Raw genomic sequence first — 18928 nt, forward strand, 5'->3', positions numbered from 1 at the left:
CCCAGCCCCTAGATTGATCGCGATGGACGAGATGGGTTTCGATCTGGGCGAACCGCCCGCGCCGCCGGCGCCGAAGGGCGAGGCGTACCGCGTCCTCGCGCGCAAATACCGGCCGCAGACCTTTGCCGCGTTGATCGGCCAGGACGCGATGGTCCAGACGCTGGGCAACGCGATCAAGCGCGACCGGCTCGCCCACGCCTTCCTGCTGACCGGCGTGCGCGGGGTCGGCAAAACCTCGACCGCGCGACTGATCGCCAAGGCGCTCAACTGCGTGGGGCCGGACGGTGAGGGCGGCCCAACGATCGACCCCTGCGGCGTCTGCGAGCCGTGCCGGGCGATCGCCGAGGGGCGCCATATCGACGTGATCGAAATGGACGCCGCGAGCCACACCGGCGTCGACGACGTGCGCGAGATCATCGAGGCTTCGCGCTATGCCGCGGTCTCTGCCCGCTACAAGATTTACATCGTGGATGAGGTCCACATGCTGTCAAAGAACGCGTTCAACGCGCTTCTGAAGACGCTGGAGGAACCGCCCGCCCACGTGAAGTTCCTGTTCGCCACGACCGAGGTGAACAAGGTCCCGATCACTGTCCTGTCGCGCTGCCAGCGTTTCGACCTGCGCCGCATCCCCGCCGACAAGCTCGCCGCACATTTCGCGCATGTCGTGGGCGAAGAGGGGTTCGAGGCCGAGCCCGAGGCACTGGCGCTGATCGCCCGCGCGGCGGAGGGGTCGGCGCGCGACGGCCTGTCGATCCTTGATCAGGCCATCGCCCATGCGGGGCTGGAGGGCGGGGGTGTGCGTGCCGATGCGGTGCGCGAGATGCTGGGCCTGTCCGATCGCGGCGCGGTGCGCGAACTGTTCGGCCATCTGCTCGCCGGCGACGGGGCGGGGGCGCTCGCCGCCTTGCGCCGCCAGTACGACCTTGGCGTCGATCCGCAGGCGGTGATGCGCACCCTACTGGAAGCGGTGCACGGCATCACTTTGGTCAAGGTCGGCACGCCCGCCGATCCCGCGCAGCCCGTTGAGGAGCGGGAGGCGCTGGCTGAATGGGCCTCGCGCCTGTCCTTCCCGCTGCTCCATCGCCTCTGGCAGTTGCTGCTCAAGGGGCATGAGGAAGTCGGCCGTGCGGCGCTGCCGATCGAGGCGTGCGAAATGGCGCTGCTGCGCGTCGTCCACGCCTCGCAGCTTCCCGATCCGGGCGAGCTGGCGCGCCAGATTCGCGAGGGCGGGGTGCAGGTCGCGCCTGCTGCTACCGCGCCGCCGCCGCCCGCGCCCGCCACGGCGCCGGCGCTCCCCTCGACCGCCGAGGCGATCGGCGACACGATCGCGCAGACCGGCCGGATGGCGCTGGCCGAGGCATGGCGTAATCATGCGCGCCCGGTGCGGATCGAGCCGCCCGAGATCGAGCTGTCGACCGCGCGCCCTATCCCCTCGGACTTTCCGCGCGAACTGATGGACGCGCTCAAGACCGCGACCGGCACCCGCTGGAAGGTCACGACCAGCGACGCGCCCGGTACGCCTTCGTTGCGCGAGGCCGAACGCGCCGACGACGAGGCGTTTGAGGCCTCGATCCGTGAAACCCCCGTGGTGGCCGCCGCGCTCGCCGCCTTTCCCGGCGCCGAGCTCGTCGGCCCCAAGACCCGACGGAGCATGACATGAAGAATCTCGACGACATCATGGCGATGGCCCAGAACGTCCAGAACGAGCTGACGAAGGCACAGGCGGCGCTCGACACGATCGAGGTCGAGGGCGTGTCGGGCGGCGGCCTGGTCAAGGTGCGCGCGAGTGCCAAGGGGCGGATCATCGGCGTTTCGATCGACGACTCGCTGCTGAACCCTGCCGAAAAGGGTGTGCTCGAAGACCTGATCGCCGCCGCGCTCAACGACGCTCGGGCCAAGGCGGATGCGGCAAGCTCGACCGAAATGTCGAAGCTGACCGCGGGGATGCCGTTGCCGCCGGGGTTCAAGCTGCCGTTCTGATTTGGACCAGGGGGCGGTGCCGCGCTGACAATCGGGCGCCCCATCCCGATCGCGATAAAGAAGGAAGAAGCGGGATCCCGGATCAAGTTCGGGATGACGGTGTGGCGAGGGGAGCGTTTCTCCCCAACGTCACCCCGGACTTGATCCGGGGTCCCGCTTCTTCTTCTTCTTCTTCTTCTCGACCAGCGCCGCAAGGTGCGCCCGCAGCGTTTGAGCATTCCGCTCCCAGGTAAACTTCGCGGCAGTCGCTCGAACCGCCTCGCGCGCCGGGGGCACCCGCAACAAGCCATCGATCGCTTCGGCAAACGCCTCAGGTGTCCGCGCGACGATCCGCCCCGCCTCCGCCCGATCAACCACCTCGCGCGCCCCGCCGGCGTCGGGAATGACGAGCGGCGTCCCGCTCGCCAGCGCCTCGACCCAGGCGTTCGCCAGCCCCTCCGACGAGGAGGCCAGCGCCATCACGTCGGCGGCAGCGAGCAGCGGCGGGAGCGCGTCATGCGGCACCGGCCCGAGAAGCCGTACGCGATCCCCGACATCGAACGCGTCGATCAAGCCTTGAAGCCGAGCGCGTTCCGGCCCCTCACCGGCGATACGCAGCGACACGCCCGGCAGCCGCGCCACCGCCTCGATCACGATCCCGTGCCCCTTGCGCGGGATCAGCGCACCTACCGAGGCGACCAGCGGCCCGGTGACCCCAAGCGCCGCCTTCGCCGCCAGGTCGGGGCGGAAGCGCGCCTGATCGACGCCGGTATGGTGAATCGCGATCCGATCGCTCGGCATCCCCAGCGCGATCATATCCTCGCGCATCGCCGCGCTGACGGCGAGGAGGCCATCGGCCGCGCCGCCCGCGTGCCGGACGGCATCGAGCGTAGGGGCGGCGCGTCCCCAGTGATGGATGTCGGCCCCGCGCGCCTTGATGGACACCGGCACGCTGAACCGCTTGCCGAACGCCACCGCCGCCGGGCCATCGGGAAAGAAGAAAGACGCGTCGATCACGTCAAAGGCGAAATCGCGGCGAATGCTGGTCAGCGCCGGGACCAGCGCGCGTATCAGCATCGCCGCATGAAAGCGCCCGCTCGTTGCCGGTATATTGAGGAATCGTGGCCGCTCGACCGACAGTCCCTTCCACGTCTCGTGGCGGGGCAGCGCGGCGAGTTTACGATGGCTCGGATGTTTTGAGAGCGGAAAGGGCGCTAACCCGACCGGCGCGACCACGCGAACCTCGGTATCGGGCAGCGCCGCCAGCCCCAGCGTCTGGCGCTCTACGAACACGCCAAAATTGGGCCGCGTGGCATCGGGAAACAGGGTGGAGAGCGTGAGAACGCGCAGCATCGCCCCCGATTAGCGCGGGAAGGTTAAACGATCCGCCACCTTCCCGCGTATCGGCTTACGCGTTCAGCGTGTGCTCCAGCGTGATCTCGGCATTGAGCAGCTTCGAGATGGGGCATCCGGCCTTCGCCTCGCCGGCGATCTTCTCGAACTCGGCGGCGTCGATGCCATCGACGTGCGCGATCAGGGTGAGGTCGGAGCGCGTGACCTTGAACCCGTCGCCGTCCTTTTCGAGCGCGACCTTCGCCGTCGTCTCTAGCGTCCCGTCCTTGTGGCCGGCCCCGGCGAGCGCGAAGCTCAGCGCCATCGTAAAGCACGACGCATGGGCGGCGGCGATCAGTTCTTCGGGATTGGTGCCGGGCTCGTTTTCGAACCGGGTGTTGAAGCCATAGGGCTGGTCGGTCAGCACGCCCGACTGAAGCGAGACGTGGCCTTTGCCGTCCTTGCCAAGGCCCTCATACTTCGCACTTGCGCTGCGGGTTGTCATTTCCGGCTTCTCCTTTGGTGGAATGCGCCGGACAAACGAAAGGGGCGGGCAAAGGATGCCCGCCCCTCCGTTCATTTCAGACCGTTCGGCTTAGCGGCAGCGACCGCGGCTGCCGCTACGCTCGATCTCGCGGCCCGCGAGCGCGCCTGCACCGGCGCCGAGCAGCGTGCCGAGCGTGCGGTCGCCGCGCGTGTCAATCGTGCGGCCGACGAGGGCACCGGCGACGCCGCCGACCAGCAGGCCCGTCGTGCCGTCGGGCTTGCGGCAATAACGGCGACCGTCACGGCCGCGCCACTCGCGATACTTGTAGCGCTTCTGCATCGACGCTTCCGCCTTGTCGGTCGGCAGGACGACGGTGGCGGGAACCAGAAGACCAGCGGCCGCAACGGCCATCATCAGATTACGCATTATAGTAACTCCCTAGTATCAATCTCGCCCCTCTGAACGTCGATTGCGGCGAAGGGTTTCATGAACGAAACGTTCAGCCGAATCAGCGTTCCCGGTGAGGTTCTTCTAGGGATGTGAGCCTGAACGCTGCGTGGGATCGTCGTTCATCTAGCGCGCAGATTCGGCCGCGATCGACTTCAGCGCATATAGTGCATCCAGCGCCTCGCGCGGGGACAATGCATCGACGTCGATCCCGGCCAGTTTCTCGCGCAGCGCGTCCACGGCCTGCGCTTCGTGCTCAGCCGCGGCGGCGAACAGCGGCAGGTCGTCGAGGCCGGCGGCAAGTCCGCCGGTCTTCGCGCGCCCCGCCTCGAGCTTCGCCAGCACCGACTTGGCGCGCGCGACCGTCGCCGGGGGCAAGCCCGCAAGCCGTGCGACGGCAAGGCCATAGCTGCGGTCCGCGGGACCGGGGGCGAGTTCGTGGAGCAGGACCAGATCGCCCTTCCATTCGCGCGCGCGGACATGGTGGAGGCGCAGCGCATGGCAGCGTTCGGCGAGCCGGGTAAGCTCGTGATAGTGCGTCGCGAACAAGCAGCGGCAGCGATTGACCTCATGAATCGCCTCCACCACTGCCCAGGCGATGGCGAGCCCGTCATAGGTCGAGGTGCCGCGCCCCACCTCGTCGAGGATGACGAAACTGCGCGGGGTCGCCTGTGCCAGGATCGCGGCGGTCTCGACCATCTCGACCATGAAGGTCGAGCGCCCGCGTGCGAGATTGTCGCTGGCGCCGACGCGGCTGAATAGGCGGTCGACCAGGCCGATGCGCGCACGCGTCGCGGGGACATAGCTGCCCGCTTGCGCAAGCACCGCGATCAGCGCGTTCTGGCGCAGGAAGGTCGACTTGCCGCCCATGTTCGGCCCGGTGACGAGCCAGAGGCGCGAGTCCTCGCCCAGCGAACAGTCGTTGGCGACGAAGCGCTCGGCCCGCTTGGCCAGCGCCGCCTCGACGACCGGATGGCGGCCGCCCTCGATCTCGAAACAGGCATGATCGACGAGCGCGGGGCGGGACCAGCCCCCCTCGATCGCGCGTTCGGCCAGCGCCGCGGACACGTCGAGCCGGGCGAGTGCGTCGGCAGTGGCGGCGATCGGTTCGCGCCGCGCCATCGCTTCCTCGATCAGCGTTTCGAGATGCGCGGCCTCGGCCGCAAGTGCGTGGTTGCCGGCCTGCGTGACCTTGAGCGCGGCTTCGTGCAGTTCGGGGGCGTTGAAGCGGACGACACCGGCCAGCGTCTGGCGATGGGTGAAGCCGCTCCCCTCGGCCATCAGCTTGTCGGCGCCGCGGGCGGGCACCTCGACATGATAGCCGAGCACGCCGTTGTGGCGGATCTTGAGCGCCGAAATGCCGGTGCGCGTCCGATACTCGGCCTCCAGCGCGGCGATGACGCGGCGGCCGCCCGCGCCCGTCGCGCGTAGGTCGTCGAGCGCGGGGTCGAACCCCTCGGCGATATAGCCGCCCTGCGCCGCCTCGATCGGCGGCACGGGCACGAGCGCGCGCTGGAGCAGGTCGATGAGCGCGCCGTGCCCCTGCAGCCGCGGGGCGAGGTCGGTCAGGAGCGGCGGCGGCGCGGCGAGCTTCGACAGGCTTTCGCCGAGCTGCCACGCGGCATCCAGCCCGTCGCGAAGCTGGCCGAGGTCGCGTGGGCTGCCGCGCCCCGCGACGATCCGGCCGAGCGCGCGACCGATGTCGGGCAGCGCGCGCAGCTTGGCGCGGACCCGCTCGCGCAAGCTTCCTTCGTCATGAAACCGCTGGACGAGATCGAGCCGCGCGCCGATCGCTTCGGCCTCCATCAGCGGGGCGGACAGGTCGGCGGCGAGCAGCCGCGCGCCCGCGCCCGTCACGGTGCGATCGACGGCATCGAGCAGGCTGCCCGTCCGCGCGCCCGCCTGTGTCTGTGTGAGTTCGAGGCTCTCACGCGTCGCCGCATCGATCGCCATCGTCGCGCCGCCGGCGTGGCGGACCGGCGGGCGCAGGAACGGCAGCGCGCCCTTGGCGGTATGGTCGAGATAGGCGACGAGGCCCCCGGCGGCGGCCAGCGACGCGCGGTCGAACTGGCCGAACCCGTCGAGCGTCGCGACACCGTACAGCGCCTTCAGCCGCGCTTCGCCCTTGGCGCTGTCGAATTCGCCGCGCGGACGATAGGCTGTCGCCTCGACCGCCGACCCCTCGGCGGCGATGACCTCCGCCGGTGACAGGCGGGCGAGCGTCGCGCCCAATGCGGCTGCATCGGTTTCGAACAGCTCGAACCGGCCGGTCGACACGTCCGCGGCGGCGACCGCGACCTCACCGCCCGCCTCGCCCACCGCGACACACCAATTGGCGGCGCGCGAATCGAGCAGCGCCTCCTCGGTCAGCGTGCCGGCTGTGACGACGCGCACGATCGCGCGCGCGACCAGCGCCTTCGACCCGCCGCGCTTCTTGGCTTCCTCGGGCGTCTCGACCTGTTCGGCGATGGCAACGCGGTGCCCCGCCTTGATGAGCCGCTGGAGATAGGCGGTGGCGGCGTGGATCGGCACGCCGCACATCGGGATCTTCTCGCCCTCGTGCTCGCCGCGCGCGGTCAACGCGATGTCGAGCACGGCGCTGGCGATCTTCGCATCGTCGAAGAACAATTCGAAAAAGTCGCCCATGCGGTAGAAGAGCAGGCAATCGCCGGCTTCCGCCTTGAGCGTCAGATATTGCGCCATCATCGGCGTTGGGGCGGTGGTCGTCATAGGCGGGGAAAGGGGGCGTCCGCAATCATCCCCGGCCTTTAGGCGGCGGCTACCGCCTTGCCTAGCGGGGTTGCGGTTCGCTGGCTTAGCGGCCAAGAGCCGTAGCGTCATTCCCGTCCCCGGAGCGCCGCCCAGCATGACCGAGATCCCCGCCGACCAGTTCACCGAGCGCGAGGCGCTGCGTTTTCATGCCGAGGGCCGGCCGGGCAAGATCGAGATCATCGCGTCGAAGCCGCTGACGACGCAGCGCGACCTGGCGCTCGCCTATTCGCCGGGTGTCGCATGGCCGGTAAAGGCGATCGCGGAGGATCCGGCGACCGCCTACGACTATACCGCAAAGGGCAATCTCGTCGCCGTGATCTCGAACGGGACCGCGATCCTCGGCCTGGGCAATCTCGGCGCGCTCGCCTCCAAACCCGTGATGGAGGGCAAGGCGGTGCTCTTCAAGCGCTTCGCCGACGTCGATTCGATCGATATCGAACTGAAGACCGAGGACGTGGACCGCATCATCGATGCGGTGGAACTGATGGAGCCGAGCTTCGGCGGCATCAACCTCGAGGATATCAAGGCGCCCGAATGCTTCATCATCGAGCAGACGCTGCGCGAGCGGATGAATATCCCGGTCTTTCATGATGACCAGCACGGCACCGCGATCATCTGTGCCGCGGGGCTCATCAACGCCTGCCTGCTGACCGGGCGGCGGCTTCAGGACATCAAGATCGTCGTCAACGGCGCGGGGGCGGCGGCGATCGCCTGCACCGAACTCGTCAAGGCGATGGGCGTGCGCCACGACAACGTCATCATGTGCGATCGCACCGGCGTGATCTATCAGGGCCGCGACGGCGTGAACCAGTGGCAGTCGGCGCACGCCGCCGCGACCGAGGCGCGGACGCTGACCGAAGCGCTGCACGGCGCCGACGTGTTCCTCGGCCTGTCCGCCGCGGGCGCGCTGAAGCCCGAGATGGTCAAGGACATGGCCCCCGCGCCGATCATCTTCGCGATGGCCAATCCCGAGCCGGAGATCCGCCCCGAACTGGCGAAGGCGGCGCGCCCCGACGCGATCATCGCGACCGGCCGCTCGGACTATCCGAATCAGGTCAACAACGTCATCGGCTTCCCCTTCATTTTCCGAGGCGCGCTCGACGTGCGCGCGACCGGCATCAACGATGCGATGAAGATCGCCGCGGCCAACGCGATCGCCGAACTGGCGCGCGACCGCGTGCCCGACGAAGTGGCGGCGGCGTACGGTGTGCAGCACAGCTTCGGCCCCGAATACATCATCCCCGCGCCGTTCGACCCGCGCCTGATGGAAGTCGTGTCGGCCGCGGTCGCCAAGGCGGCAATGGATTCGGGCGTCGCGACGCGGCCGATCCTCGACATGCCCGCCTACCGCACCAGCCTGCGCGCGCGGCTCAACCCGACCACCGCGGTGCTGAGCCTGGCCTATGAGGGCGCGCGGGCGCGGCCGAAGCGCGTCATCTTCGCCGAGGGCGAGGAGGAAGTGGTGCTTCGCGCGGCGATCGCGTTCCGCGACGGCGGTTATGGTACGCCCGTCCTCGTCGGACGCGACGACGTGCACGACCGCCTGCGCTCGCTCGGCGTCGCCGATCCCGAGAGCTTCGAGGTGCATAACAGTCGCGTGTCGCCGCTCGTGCCCGCGATGGTCGACTTCCTCTATGCCCGACTCCAGCGGCGCGGCTTTTTGCGCCGCGAATGCGAGCGGATGGTCAATCAGGACCGCAACATCTTCGGCGCGCTGCTGCTCCAGCTGGGGGAGGGCGACGCGATGATTACCGGCGTCACCCGCGCCTATGCCCAGTCGATGCGCGAGATCCGCCGCGTCATCGATCCGGCGCCCGGCCGCACGCCGTTCGGCGCGCACGTGCTGGTTGGCCAGACGCACACCGTCTTCATCGCCGACACCACGGTCAACGAACGTCCCACCGGCGAGGAACTGGCCGACATCGCCGAGGCGACGGCACAGGTCGCGCGCCGCATGGGCCACGAACCGCGCGTCGCGTTCCTGAGCTATTCCACCTTCGGCAATCCCGAGGGCAAGTGGCTCGACAACATTCGCGGCGCGGTCAAGGAACTCGACAAGCGCGAGCCGGGCTTCGAATATGAGGGCGAGATGTCGCCCGATGTGGCCCTCAATGCCAAGCAGCTGGCGAACTATCCGTTCGCGCGCCTATCGGAACCGGCCAACGTCCTCATCATGCCGGGGCTTCAGTCGGCCAACATCTCGGCCAAGCTGCTGCGCGAGCTGGGCGGCGACCAGATGATCGGGCCGATGCTGATCGGCATGGAAAAGAACGTGCAGATCGCGCCGATGACCGCGACGGCCAGCGACCTGGTGACGTTGGCGGTGCTGGCGGCGGGGGGCATGGCGCGCTGAAGTCTATGCTGACGCGGCGCGGGCTGATCGCGGGCGGCTTCGGCCTGCTCGCGATCCCGCGCGCACGGGCGGCGGCGCGTGAGCCGGCGGTGGTGCGGGTGCGGATCGTCACGCCCGCCGGCGTCATCATCGTCGCGCTCGACACGCGCCGTGCGCCGGGGACGACGGCGAACTTCCTCGCCTATGTCGATGACGAGCGGTTCGACGGCACGCGCTTCTATCGCGCCGCGCGCTCGAAGAAGGTGCCCGGCACCGGCTTCATCCAGGGCGGCATCCAGACCGACGCGCGTCGCATCCTGCCGCCCTTTCCGTTCGAGCCGACGACGAAGACCGGGCTGCGGCACGTCGATGGCGCGATCTCGATGGCGCGGGGGACCGATCCGAAGTCCGCGGGCGGCAACTGGGTGATCTGTGTCGGCCCGGCACCGCAGCTGGATGGGCGCGAGGGCTATATGGGTTACGCCGCGTTCGGGCGGGTGATCGCCGGCATGGCGGTGGCCAAGCGCATCCTAGCGGTGCCGACCGGCGGCGGGTTTGACGCGATGAAGGGCCAGATGATCCTGAAGCCCATCCCGATCCTGCGCGTCGAGCGTATGGATGGCGTCAAGAAACCGACCGGGCGCCCGCGCATGTGGCTGCTCTTTCAGAAGCGTTGACGTCTATTTGGCGGGCTTCAGGAAGACCAGCATCACCGCCCCGCTCGCAAGCACTACGCAACCCGCCAGCGCGCCCCAGCCGGTATAGGCCAGGCTCGACCAGAGCAGATACGCCGTCGTCGCGCAGAACAGCGCCGGTGTCACCGGATAGAGCGGCACGCGGAACGGCCGCTCGATTCCCGGATCGCGGCGGCGCAGGACGAACAGCGACAGGCCGGTCAGCAGCAGGAACAGCCAGAAGACCGGCGCGGTGTAATCGACCACCAGCGCGAACCCGTCGCGTGCGACCGCGCCGGCCGCCACCAGCGCCAGCGCGATCGCGGCTTGCGCCAGCAGCGCATTGCCCGGCGTGTCCCGCCGCTCGTTCCAGCGCCCCAGCCACCGCAGCCCCGGATATTCGCGCCCGATCGCGCAGGTCGTGCGCGCGCCGGTAATCGCGGTGGCGTTGGCGGAGGTGAGCGCCGCGATCGCCACCGCGCCGGCGATCAGCGCCGCGCCGGTCGGCCCGAACGCCGCGCGCGCGACATCCGCCGCCACCGCTTCGCTTCGCGCCACGCCGGCGAGGCCGAGCGCATTAAGAAACGCGAGGTTGGCGAGCACGTAGAGCGCGGTGACGATGCCGAGCCCCGCAACCAGCACCCAGGCGATCCGCCGCTTGCTGCCGCGCACCTCGGCCGACAGATACGCCGCCTCGCTCCATCCGCCATAGGTGAGCAGGACATAGACGAGCATCAGGCCGACCGATCCCTCGCGGGGGACCGTCGGCGCGGCCGGCACGCGATCGGCGACGAAGCCGGCGACGATCAGCAGGACCAGCCCGCCGATCTCCGCCAGCGTCAGCCAGCGCTGCACCGCCGCCCCCTCGCGCACACCCAGCCAGTTGATCGCGGTGATGACGGTGACGGCCTGCGCCGCCCAGAGACTGGCGCCGACCGCGCCGAGCGGCAGCAGCGCCTGGAGATAGTCGCCGCAGACATAGGCGAGCAGCGCCAGTGACCCCGTCTGGATCACCGCCAGCCGCGCCCAGCCGTATAGAAACGCCAACCGCCGCCCGAAGGCGAGCCCGAGGAAGTGATAGTCGCCGCCGACATCAGGGTAGGTCGCGGCAAGCTCGGCATAACAGAGCGCCCCGACGATCGACAGCAGCCCGCCCGCGACCCACACGGCGACGACCATGCCCTCGCTGCCCGCCATCCCGGCGACAAGGGCGGGGGTGCGGAAGATGCCCGCGCCGATGACGATACCGACGATCAGCGCGAGCAGGTCGACGAGCCCCAGCGTCGGTCGCGGCCGACCGAGCGCACCGTCACCTGAAGGGTCGCTCAACCCTCTGCCCGGCGGACGCGGCGGATGCGCGGTTCGCGGTCGAGCCCGGATGCATCCTTGATCGCCTTGCGCATCTCGTCGCGCTTTTCGTGTATCGAGGCGATCACCGGCCCCACCGCGACGCCGAGGTCGACGAGCAACGCCTCGGACAGTTGCAGCGAGCTTTCGAGCGTCTCGGGCACCGCGTCCGTGGCGCCCGCGCGATACAGGGCGGCGGCGTGGCCCGCGTCGCGCGCGCGCACGATGATCGGCAGATTGGGCACCCAGCCGCGGACACGCCGGGTCAGGCGGACGCTCAGCACCGGATCGTCCATCGTGATGACCAACGCCTTGGCATGGCCGAGGTTCAGGCGGTCGACCATGTCGGATCGTGCGACGTCGCCGAACTGAACGCTGTACCCCTCCGCCCGCGCCATGTTGACGACGTCGATATCCGCCTCGATCGCGAGATAGGGCTTGTCGTGGGCGCGCAGCATGTCGGCGATCGTGCGGCCCACACGGCCGAAGCCCACGACCACGGTCCCGTTCGAGGCCACCGCGCCGGTGTCGACCGCTTCGGCCGGCACGCCCGCGCGGGCCTCGATCCGGCGCGCGACCAGTCGGCCGCCCTTGGCGAGGATCGGCGTGATCGTCAGGCCGATCGCGGTGACGGTGGTCCAGAAGGTTGCGGTCGACGGCTGGATGAGGCCCGCGGCGCCCGCCGCCGCCAGCACGATCAGCGTCGTCTCCGACGGGCTGGCCATCAGTACGCCGGTCTCGGCGGCGACGCCGGGCCGCGTGCCGGACAACTTGAGGATCACCATGGTGACGAGCGTCTTGACCGCCATCACCCCAGCGATCGCCGCCAGCAGTTCGGGCCAGTATCGCGCGACCAGCCGCAGATCGAGCGCCATGCCGACCGAGATCAGGAACACGCCCAGCGCAAGGCCCTTGAACGGCGCGGTGATCGCGTCGACTTCCTCATGATACTCGGTCTCGGCGATCAAGAGGCCCGCGAGCAGCGCGCCGACGATCGGCGACAGGCCGGCGGCGGCGGTGGCGAGGCTGGCGACGATGACGACGAGCAGGCTGGCGGCGAGGAACAGCTCGGGGCTCTTGGTCCGCGCCGCCTGTCCGAACATGCGCGGCAGGACGAGGCGCCCGGCGACATAGAGCGCGACGATGGTGATACAGCCCGCAATCGCCACCTCGGCCAGGCCGTTCCAACCCTCGTCGGTGGCAGTGGGGGCGAGCGCGCCGAGCATGAAGATGATCGGGACGAGCGCCAGATCCTCGAACAGGAGCATCGCGAATGCCCCGCGCCCGATCGCGCTGGTGGTACCTGCCAGCGGCAGGACCAACGCGGTAGACGAGAGCGCGAGCGCGAGGCCGAGGCCCAGCGCACCGCCCCATGCCTGTCCCATCAGGTACAACGCCGCGCCGATCAGCAGGCCCGAGCCGAGCAACTCGGCCGCACCCAGCCCGAACACCTGCACCCGCATCGCCCATAAGCGCCGGAACGACAGTTCTAGTCCGATCGAAAAGAGCAGCAGGATGATGCCGAACTCGGCGAACGGCTCGATTGCGTGGGTGTTCGAGATCGTGATGAAATAGAGCCACGGATAGCGATCGACCATCGAGCCGAGCGCGTTCGGGCCGACCAGGATGCCGACGAGGATGAACCCGATGACGGGGCTGATCTTGAACCGCGCAAAGGCGGGGATCACCAGCCCCGCCGAGCCGAGGATGACCAGGGCATCGGAAAGCCCGCTGTTCCGAATGTCTAGCGCCATGGGGCCATCTAAGCGGGGCGGGGCAGTGCTGTCAGCCGCTAATACACCTTTCGGACCATTATCTTCCCGTCAGCGCCCCAGCCGTGCCGCCGCGCCCGCGCGCGCCTCGACATCCGCCACGGCGCCGCCCGTGACCCAGCTGCCGCCGACGCAGAGTACCGGGTCAAACGCCAGCCAGTCGGGCGCGGTCACTTCGGAGATGCCGCCGGTGGGGCAGAACTTCGCCTCGTAGAACGGGGCCGCCAGTGCCTTCAGCGCCTTGAGCCCGCCCGAGGTTTCGGCGGGGAAGAACTTGAAGTGGCGCAGGCCCAGCGCATAGCCGCGCATGATGTCGCCTGCGGTCGCGACGCCGGGCAGATAGGGAACCTGCGAATTGACGATCGGCTCGGCCAGCTGCTCGGTCAGGCCAGGGGAGACGATGAACTCGCTACCCGCGGCGATCGCCTGCTCGAACTGCTGCGTCGACACGACGGTGCCCGCGCCAACGATCGCGCCCTCGACCTTCTTCATCTCGGCAATGGCGTCGAGCGCGGCGGGCGTGCGCAGCGTGACCTCGAGCACCTTCAGACCGCCGCGGACCAGCGCCTCGGCCAGCGGGCGGGCGGTCGCCGCATCCTCGATCACTAGCACGGGGATGACGGGGCTAGTGCGCATGATGTCTTCGATGGTCATTGCGTATGCTCCTGCGCAAAGGCGGCGGCGGCGCCGTAGAGGCCCGGCTGCGGATAAGTGATGAGCTTGACGGGGATCGAGTTCATCAGGCCCTGGAACCGCCCCTTGGCGATGAACCGCTGACCGAACCCCGAATTGAGCAGATGGTCCTTGAGGCGCAGGCCAAGGCCGCCGGCGATCACCACGCCCTTGGGCCCATGGCACAGCGCCAGATCGCCCGCGACCGAGCCCAGCGCCGAACAGAAGCGGTCGAGCGCGGCGGCGGCAAGGCTATCGGTATTCTCGAGCGCCATCGTCCAGATCGCCTTGTCGTCGAGCTGGTGGATCGGGCGGTTCTCGATCGCGGCCAGCGTTTCGTAGATCGCCTTGATCCCCGGACCCGAACAGACGCGCTCGACCGAGACGCGCGTGAAATCCTTGCGCAGACGGGCCAGCAGTGCGTCCTCGATATGATCGAGCGGGGCGAAGTCGGTGTGCCCGCCCTCGGTCTCGATCACGTGATAGCCGGTGCCGCTGCGAAAGACCTGTGCGACGCCCAGGCCCGTGCCCGGGCCGCAGACGGTGATCGAGCCCTTCTCGGGCAACCCGCTTTCCGGTCCGCAAAGGTGCACGAAATGCTCGTCGCCCAGCTGCGCGACCGCATGACCCACCGCGCCGAAATCGTTGATGAGCGTCCAGTCGTCGACCTCCAGCCGCTCGCGAATCAGCGGCGGGCGGATGATCCACGGATTGTTGGTCAGCTTGATAAGGTCGGGATTGATCGGCGAGGCGACGGCGATCGCGATCGCGCGCGGAGCCGGCCGGCCGAGCGTCGCGCAGAACGCCTGCCATGCCAGTTGCAGGCTGCCATGCTCGGCCGTCTTCTGCGTGACGGGCTCACCCATATGGACGACGCGCCCGTCCTCGACCTCGGCAATGGCGAAGCGGGCGTGCGTACCCCCGATATCGACTGCGGCGACTTCCATCACATTCCCCTAGATCGTCGTGCCCGGCTTGGCCGGCGCTATTCGTCGTGTGGTGTCAGAGACCGGCGGCGGCGAGCATCGCGCTGGCGCCCTTCTCGGCCTCGTCGGCGCGCTGGTTCATCATGCGGAACAGCTCGCGGCCGGTGCCATCCGCCATCTCCGGCGTCGCCGCAGGCTCGCGCGCGGCCCACTCGGCCTCGTCCACCAGCACCTGAAGTGACCCGGCCTCAGCATCCAACCGCACCACGTCGCCGTCGCGCAGCTTCGCGACCTGGCCGCCGCCGAATCCCTCGGGCGAGAGGTGGATCGCCGCGGGCACCTTACCGCTCGCACCCGACATGCGCCCGTCGGTGACGAGCGCGACGCGAAAGCCGCGGTTCTGGAGAACGCCGAGCGGCGGCGTGAGCTTGTGAAGCTCGGGCATCCCGTTCGCCTGCGGCCCCTGAAAGCGGACGACGACCACCACGTCGCGGTCAAGCTCGCCGGCCTGAAACGCGTCCTGCACGGCTTGCTGGGTGGAGAAAACGCGCGCCGGGGCCTCGATCACCCAGCGGTCGGGATCGACTGCCGACGTCTTGATGCACGCGCGGCCGAGGTTGCCCTGGAGGATGCGGAAGCCCCCCTCGGGCGAAAAGGGCGTCTCGACGTTGCGGACGATGCTGTCGTCGCCAGACTTGGCGGGCAGGTCGCGCCAGATGAGCGCGTCGCCCTCCACGTCCGGCTTGCGGCCGTACTGGGCGAAGCCGCCCTCGGCGATCGTCAGGATGTCGTCGTGGATCAGCCCGCCGCGCGACAGTTCGCGCAGGACGAAGGGCGGGCCGCCGGCATCCTCGAACGCATTCACGTCGGCCGATCCGTTGGGATAGACCCGGGTCAGCAGCGGCACGACCTTCGATAGGCGATCGAAATCCTCCCAGTCGATGACGATCCCCGCCGCCCGCGCGATGGCGGGAAGGTGGATGAGGTGGTTGGTTGAGCCGCCCGTCGCTAGCAGGGCGATGGCGGCGTTGACGACCGCCCGCTCGTCGACGCAATGGCCGATCGGGCGATAATCCTCGGTGCCCCAGCCGATCTCAGGCAACCGCTGAACCGCGGCGCGCGTCAGTTCCTGGCGCAGCTTGGTGCCCGGATTGGCGAAGGCGGCGCCGGGAACGTGAAGGCCCATCGCCTCCATCATCATCTGGTTCGAGTTGGCGGTGCCGTAGAAGGTGCAAGTGCCCTTGCCGTGATAGGCCGCGATCTCGCTGTCGAGCAGCTCCTCGCGCGTCGCCTTGCCCTCGGCATAGCGTTCGCGCACCGCCGCCTTGTCCTTGTTGGCAAGGCCCGAGCGCATCGGCCCGCCGGGGATCAGCACCATCGGCAGGTGACCGAAGCGCAGCGCCCCCATCAGCAGCCCTGGCACGATCTTGTCGCAGATGCCGAGCAGGGCCGCGCCCTCGAACGTCCGGTGGCTGAGCGCGATCGCGGTGGCCAGCGCGATCGTGTCGCGGCTGAACAGCGACAGCTCCATCCCCTGATAGCCCTGCGTCACGCCGTCGCACATCGCCGGTACGCCGCCCGCGACCTGTGCCGTCGCGCCGACCTCGAGCGCCCAAACCTTCATCTGTTCGGGATAGCGGTAATAGGGCGCATGAGCCGACAACATGTCGTTGTACGCGGTGACGATGCCGATGTTCATCGCCTGCCCCGACTTCAGCCGGTCGCGCTGCTCGTCGGTCCCGGCATAGGCATGGGCGAGGTTCGCGCAGCCGAGCTTGGGCCGATCGAAGCCCGAGGCGCGCTCGCGCTCGATCAGGTCGAGATAGGCGCGGCGGCCGGGCCGCGACCGCTCGATGATGCGGTCGGTGACGGCGGCGATGGTGGGGTGGAGCGTCATGCGTCTGGCCCTTTGCGGCGGCTTCAGGCGGCCCAGTGGATGTCGACGGGGAGTTCGGCGTCGGCAAGCACGCGGCCGATCGGATAGGGCGACCCGGCGCCTTCCTTGATTGCCGCTTCGATCACGTCGCGCTTTGCCTGGCCGGTGACGGCGATCATCACCGCCTTGGCCGAGACGATCGACGCGCGGGTCAGCGAAACGCGCGCGACCGGCGCCTCGGGCGGCAGCGGATCGGGCATCACGCCCAATGCGCGGCGGTCCTTCGGCCCGTTCAGTGCCTCGTCGAAATCGGAGCCGGGGAAGATCGAGGCGGTATGCCCGTCGCCGCCGACGCCGAGCAGGCACAGGTCGAGCGGCCAGTGCAGGTCCTGAAGCCGCGCATCGGCGGCCTTGCCCGCGGCCTTGTAGTCCTTCGCCGCCTCGCTGGTGATCGGGAACACGCGCGCGCCCTTGGGCACGAACAGCTTGCCGAGCGCGGTGACGTTCGACAGCGGATCGCCCATCGGCACGAGCCGGTCGTCGGTGGGGACGATCGTCACCCGCTTCCAGTCGAGCTTGGCCTTGGCCAGCTTCTCATAGGCGGGGAAGGGGGTCTTGCCGCCCGCCAGCGCGACAACCGCGCTGCCGCGCGCGTCGATCGCGCTTTCGATCACGAACTGGACGTCGCCGGCCACGGCCTCCGCCAGCTCGTCCGCGTCGTCATAATCCCACCATTCGATCTCGGTCATGTCACTTCTTTCGGTCGTGTTCGGGTCGGCGTCGGATACGCTACGCCGAGAAAAGCTCAGTCGTTCCAGGTGACGCCGTCACGCTCGGTCAGGGCGATGCTGGAGGACGGACCCCAGCTGCCCGACTGATAGCCCTTGGGCTTCACGTCATTGGCATCCCAGCCGGCGCGGATCTGGTCGATCCACTGCCACTGGGCCTCCACCTCGTCGCGGCGGACGAAGAGAGTCGGGTCGCCCTCGATCAGGTCGAGCAGCAGCCGCTCATAGGCGATGCGGCGGCGGGTGCCGGCGAACTCGGTGTCGAGGCTGAGGTTCAGCGGCACCTCGCGCAACCGCACGCCGTCGCGGTCGAGGCCGGGCTGCTTGGCCATCACCAGCAGGCGGACATATTCCTCCGGCTGCAACCGGATCGCCAGCACGTTGGGCTGGAGCATCCCGCCGCGCTCGGCGAAGATCGAGTGCGGGACCGGCTTGAACTGGATGACGATCTCGCTGCGCCGCTCGGGCATCCGCTTGCCGGTGCGCAGGTAGAAGGGCACGCCCTGCCAGCGCCAGTTGTCGACATGCGCCTTGAGCGCGACGAACGTCTCGGTCCGCGAATCCTTGCCCAGCTCCTCGTCATAGCCGCGCACGATCTCGCCCTTCACCGCGCCGGCGTCATACTGGCCGGTGACGGTCAAGTGCGGGGCTTCGTCTGCGGAAATCGGGCGCAGCGATCGGAGGACCTTCACCTTCTCGTCGCGGATCGACGTGCCGTCGAAGCGCGCCGGCGGTTCCATCGCGATGAGGGCGAGCAGCTGAAGCATGTGATTCTGCACCATGTCGCGCAGCGCCCCGACCTCGTCATAATAGCCCGCGCGCCCCTCAAGCCCCACGGTTTCCGAGATGGTGATCTGCACGTGGTCGATGCCGCGCGCGTTCCAGATCGGCTCGAACATCGAATTGCCGAAGCGGAGCGCCAGAATGTTCTGGACGGTTTCCTTGCCGAGATAATGGTCGATGCGGAACGTCCGCTCCTCCGGGAAGGCGGCGGCGACAAGGTCGTTGATCTCGCAGCTCGAGGCGAGGTCCTTGCCCAGCGGCTTTTCGAGGCCGATGCGCACGTTCTCGCCGGCCAGACCCGCCGATTGCAGGCCCTTGATCGTCGGGCCGAACAGCCACGGCGCGGTCGACAGGAAGATGGCGAGCCCGCCCGACACGTCGCCGATCTTGGTGGCGAGCGCATCGAACCCCTCGAGCGTCGAGGCGTCGAGCGGCTGATACTGGAGCCGGGCGAGGAAACCCTCGATCGCCTCGGCATCCTTGCGGTCGTCGGCGAGGTGGGTGTCGAGCGCCTTGCGCGTGAAGTCGCGGAAATCGTCGTCGCTCTGTTCGGAGCGCGCGGTGCCGGTGATCGTCAGGCCTTGCGGAAGCAGGCCATCGGCGTGGAGGCCGTAGAGCGAGGGCAGCAGCATCCGCTGCGACAGATCGCCGGTGGCACCGAACAACAGCAGTTTGCCCACCGCGTCGCGCATCTCGTGCCGTCTCCGTTCCGTTACCGTTGGCCGCGGGGTAGCGGATGGGGCGGCGGGCGCAAGCCGTGC

The 18928-nt window shown here is 68.9% G+C and carries 15 protein-coding genes; 4 read left to right on the forward strand and 11 right to left on the reverse strand.

Translation table 11 applies throughout. The features are described 5' to 3' along the window. Positions 1–22: 22 nt before the first annotated feature. Together FHR19_RS14660 and FHR19_RS14665 are read left to right on the forward strand one after the other, a co-directional pair. Positions 23–1660 (forward strand): DNA polymerase III subunit gamma/tau, encoded by a 1638-nt coding sequence (locus FHR19_RS14660; RefSeq protein WP_425505972.1) that lies wholly within the window; start codon positions 23–25, stop codon positions 1658–1660. Continuing rightward, positions 1657–1980 carry a YbaB/EbfC family nucleoid-associated protein gene (locus tag FHR19_RS14665; RefSeq protein WP_184029846.1) on the forward strand — a complete coding sequence of 108 codons (324 nt, stop codon included), beginning with the start codon at positions 1657–1659 and terminating at the stop codon, positions 1978–1980. The genes FHR19_RS14660 and FHR19_RS14665 overlap by 4 nt, the downstream gene beginning before the upstream one ends. A 129-nt stretch (positions 1981–2109) precedes the next feature. Here the strand turns inward: FHR19_RS14665 and FHR19_RS14670 are convergent, their stop codons facing one another. The 4 genes from FHR19_RS14670 to mutS form a co-directional block, all read right to left on the reverse strand. Next, the gene (locus FHR19_RS14670; protein WP_184029848.1) at positions 2110–3312 is read right to left on the reverse strand and encodes a glycosyltransferase; all 1203 of its coding nucleotides are present in this window, start codon (positions 3310–3312) and stop codon (positions 2110–2112) included. Positions 3313–3367: 55 nt separating this feature from the next. Then, entirely contained in the window at positions 3368–3796 is a 429-nt protein-coding gene (locus tag FHR19_RS14675; RefSeq protein ID WP_184029850.1) for an OsmC family protein, read from the reverse strand. 90 nt (positions 3797–3886) lie between these two features. Continuing rightward, entirely contained in the window at positions 3887–4204 is a 318-nt protein-coding gene (locus tag FHR19_RS14680) for a glycine zipper 2TM domain-containing protein (RefSeq protein WP_184029853.1), read from the reverse strand. Positions 4205–4351: 147 nt separating this feature from the next. Then, entirely contained in the window at positions 4352–6931 is a 2580-nt protein-coding gene (mutS, locus tag FHR19_RS14685) for a DNA mismatch repair protein MutS (RefSeq protein WP_184030196.1), read from the reverse strand. A 160-nt stretch (positions 6932–7091) separates the two neighbouring features. Between mutS and FHR19_RS14690 the strand changes: the two genes are divergently transcribed. After that, on the forward strand, positions 7092–9350 hold the full coding sequence (locus FHR19_RS14690) for an NADP-dependent malic enzyme (protein ID WP_184029855.1): 2259 nt from the start codon (positions 7092–7094) through the stop codon (positions 9348–9350). A 5-nt stretch (positions 9351–9355) separates the two neighbouring features. Then, positions 9356–10006, forward strand: a complete 651-nt coding sequence (locus tag FHR19_RS14695; RefSeq protein WP_184029858.1) for a peptidylprolyl isomerase — start codon at positions 9356–9358, stop codon at positions 10004–10006. Positions 10007–10009: 3 nt separating this feature from the next. Here FHR19_RS14695 and FHR19_RS14700 read toward each other — a convergent pair whose 3' ends face one another. The 7 genes from FHR19_RS14700 to zwf form a co-directional block, all read right to left on the reverse strand. After that, positions 10010–11332, reverse strand: coding sequence for an APC family permease (locus FHR19_RS14700; RefSeq protein WP_184029861.1), 1323 nt, complete (start codon positions 11330–11332; stop codon positions 10010–10012). Then, positions 11329–13104, reverse strand: a complete 1776-nt coding sequence (locus FHR19_RS14705; protein ID WP_184029863.1) for a cation:proton antiporter domain-containing protein — start codon at positions 13102–13104, stop codon at positions 11329–11331. The genes FHR19_RS14700 and FHR19_RS14705 overlap by 4 nt, the downstream gene beginning before the upstream one ends. Positions 13105–13173: 69 nt before the next feature. Next, entirely contained in the window at positions 13174–13776 is a 603-nt protein-coding gene (gene eda, locus FHR19_RS14710; RefSeq protein ID WP_184029865.1) for a bifunctional 4-hydroxy-2-oxoglutarate aldolase/2-dehydro-3-deoxy-phosphogluconate aldolase, read from the reverse strand. Next, positions 13773–14741, reverse strand: a complete 969-nt coding sequence (glk, locus tag FHR19_RS14715; protein WP_184029868.1) for a glucokinase — start codon at positions 14739–14741, stop codon at positions 13773–13775. The genes eda and glk overlap by 4 nt, the downstream gene beginning before the upstream one ends. Positions 14742–14796: 55 nt before the next feature. Continuing rightward, positions 14797–16617, reverse strand: coding sequence for a phosphogluconate dehydratase (gene edd / locus FHR19_RS14720; RefSeq protein WP_184029870.1), 1821 nt, complete (start codon positions 16615–16617; stop codon positions 14797–14799). Positions 16618–16640: 23 nt separating this feature from the next. Then, a complete protein-coding gene (pgl, locus tag FHR19_RS14725) occupies positions 16641–17345 on the reverse strand; it encodes a 6-phosphogluconolactonase (protein WP_184029872.1) in 705 nt (234 codons plus the stop codon). A 56-nt stretch (positions 17346–17401) separates the two neighbouring features. Next, positions 17402–18859 (reverse strand): glucose-6-phosphate dehydrogenase, encoded by a 1458-nt coding sequence (zwf, locus tag FHR19_RS14730; RefSeq protein WP_184029875.1) that lies wholly within the window; start codon positions 18857–18859, stop codon positions 17402–17404. Positions 18860–18928: the final 69 nt, after the last annotated feature.

This window comes from Sphingomonas yantingensis, from assembly GCF_014199325.1.
GTDB lineage: Bacteria > Pseudomonadota > Alphaproteobacteria > Sphingomonadales > Sphingomonadaceae > Sphingomonas > Sphingomonas yantingensis.

What these genes read in the sequence shown, in the direction of transcription:
- glk (WP_184029868.1), bottom strand. Translation starts at nt 14,741, where the DNA reads ATGGAAGTCGCCGCAGTCGATATCGGGGGTACGCACGCCCGCTTCGCC.
- FHR19_RS14670 (WP_184029848.1), bottom strand. Translation starts at nt 3,312, where the DNA reads ATGCTGCGCGTTCTCACGCTCTCCACCCTGTTTCCCGATGCCACGCGG.
- FHR19_RS14705 (WP_184029863.1), bottom strand. Translation starts at nt 13,104, where the DNA reads ATGGCGCTAGACATTCGGAACAGCGGGCTTTCCGATGCCCTGGTCATC.
- pgl (WP_184029872.1), bottom strand. Translation starts at nt 17,345, where the DNA reads ATGACCGAGATCGAATGGTGGGATTATGACGACGCGGACGAGCTGGCG.
- zwf (WP_184029875.1), bottom strand. Translation starts at nt 18,859, where the DNA reads ATGCGCGACGCGGTGGGCAAACTGCTGTTGTTCGGTGCCACCGGCGAT.
- FHR19_RS14665 (WP_184029846.1), top strand. Translation starts at nt 1,657, where the DNA reads ATGAAGAATCTCGACGACATCATGGCGATGGCCCAGAACGTCCAGAAC.
- mutS (WP_184030196.1), bottom strand. Translation starts at nt 6,931, where the DNA reads ATGATGGCGCAATATCTGACGCTCAAGGCGGAAGCCGGCGATTGCCTG.
- FHR19_RS14690 (WP_184029855.1), top strand. Translation starts at nt 7,092, where the DNA reads ATGACCGAGATCCCCGCCGACCAGTTCACCGAGCGCGAGGCGCTGCGT.
- FHR19_RS14660 (WP_425505972.1), top strand. Translation starts at nt 23, where the DNA reads ATGGACGAGATGGGTTTCGATCTGGGCGAACCGCCCGCGCCGCCGGCG.
- FHR19_RS14675 (WP_184029850.1), bottom strand. Translation starts at nt 3,796, where the DNA reads ATGACAACCCGCAGCGCAAGTGCGAAGTATGAGGGCCTTGGCAAGGAC.
- FHR19_RS14680 (WP_184029853.1), bottom strand. Translation starts at nt 4,204, where the DNA reads ATGCGTAATCTGATGATGGCCGTTGCGGCCGCTGGTCTTCTGGTTCCC.
- edd (WP_184029870.1), bottom strand. Translation starts at nt 16,617, where the DNA reads ATGACGCTCCACCCCACCATCGCCGCCGTCACCGACCGCATCATCGAG.
- FHR19_RS14695 (WP_184029858.1), top strand. Translation starts at nt 9,356, where the DNA reads ATGCTGACGCGGCGCGGGCTGATCGCGGGCGGCTTCGGCCTGCTCGCG.
- eda (WP_184029865.1), bottom strand. Translation starts at nt 13,776, where the DNA reads ATGACCATCGAAGACATCATGCGCACTAGCCCCGTCATCCCCGTGCTA.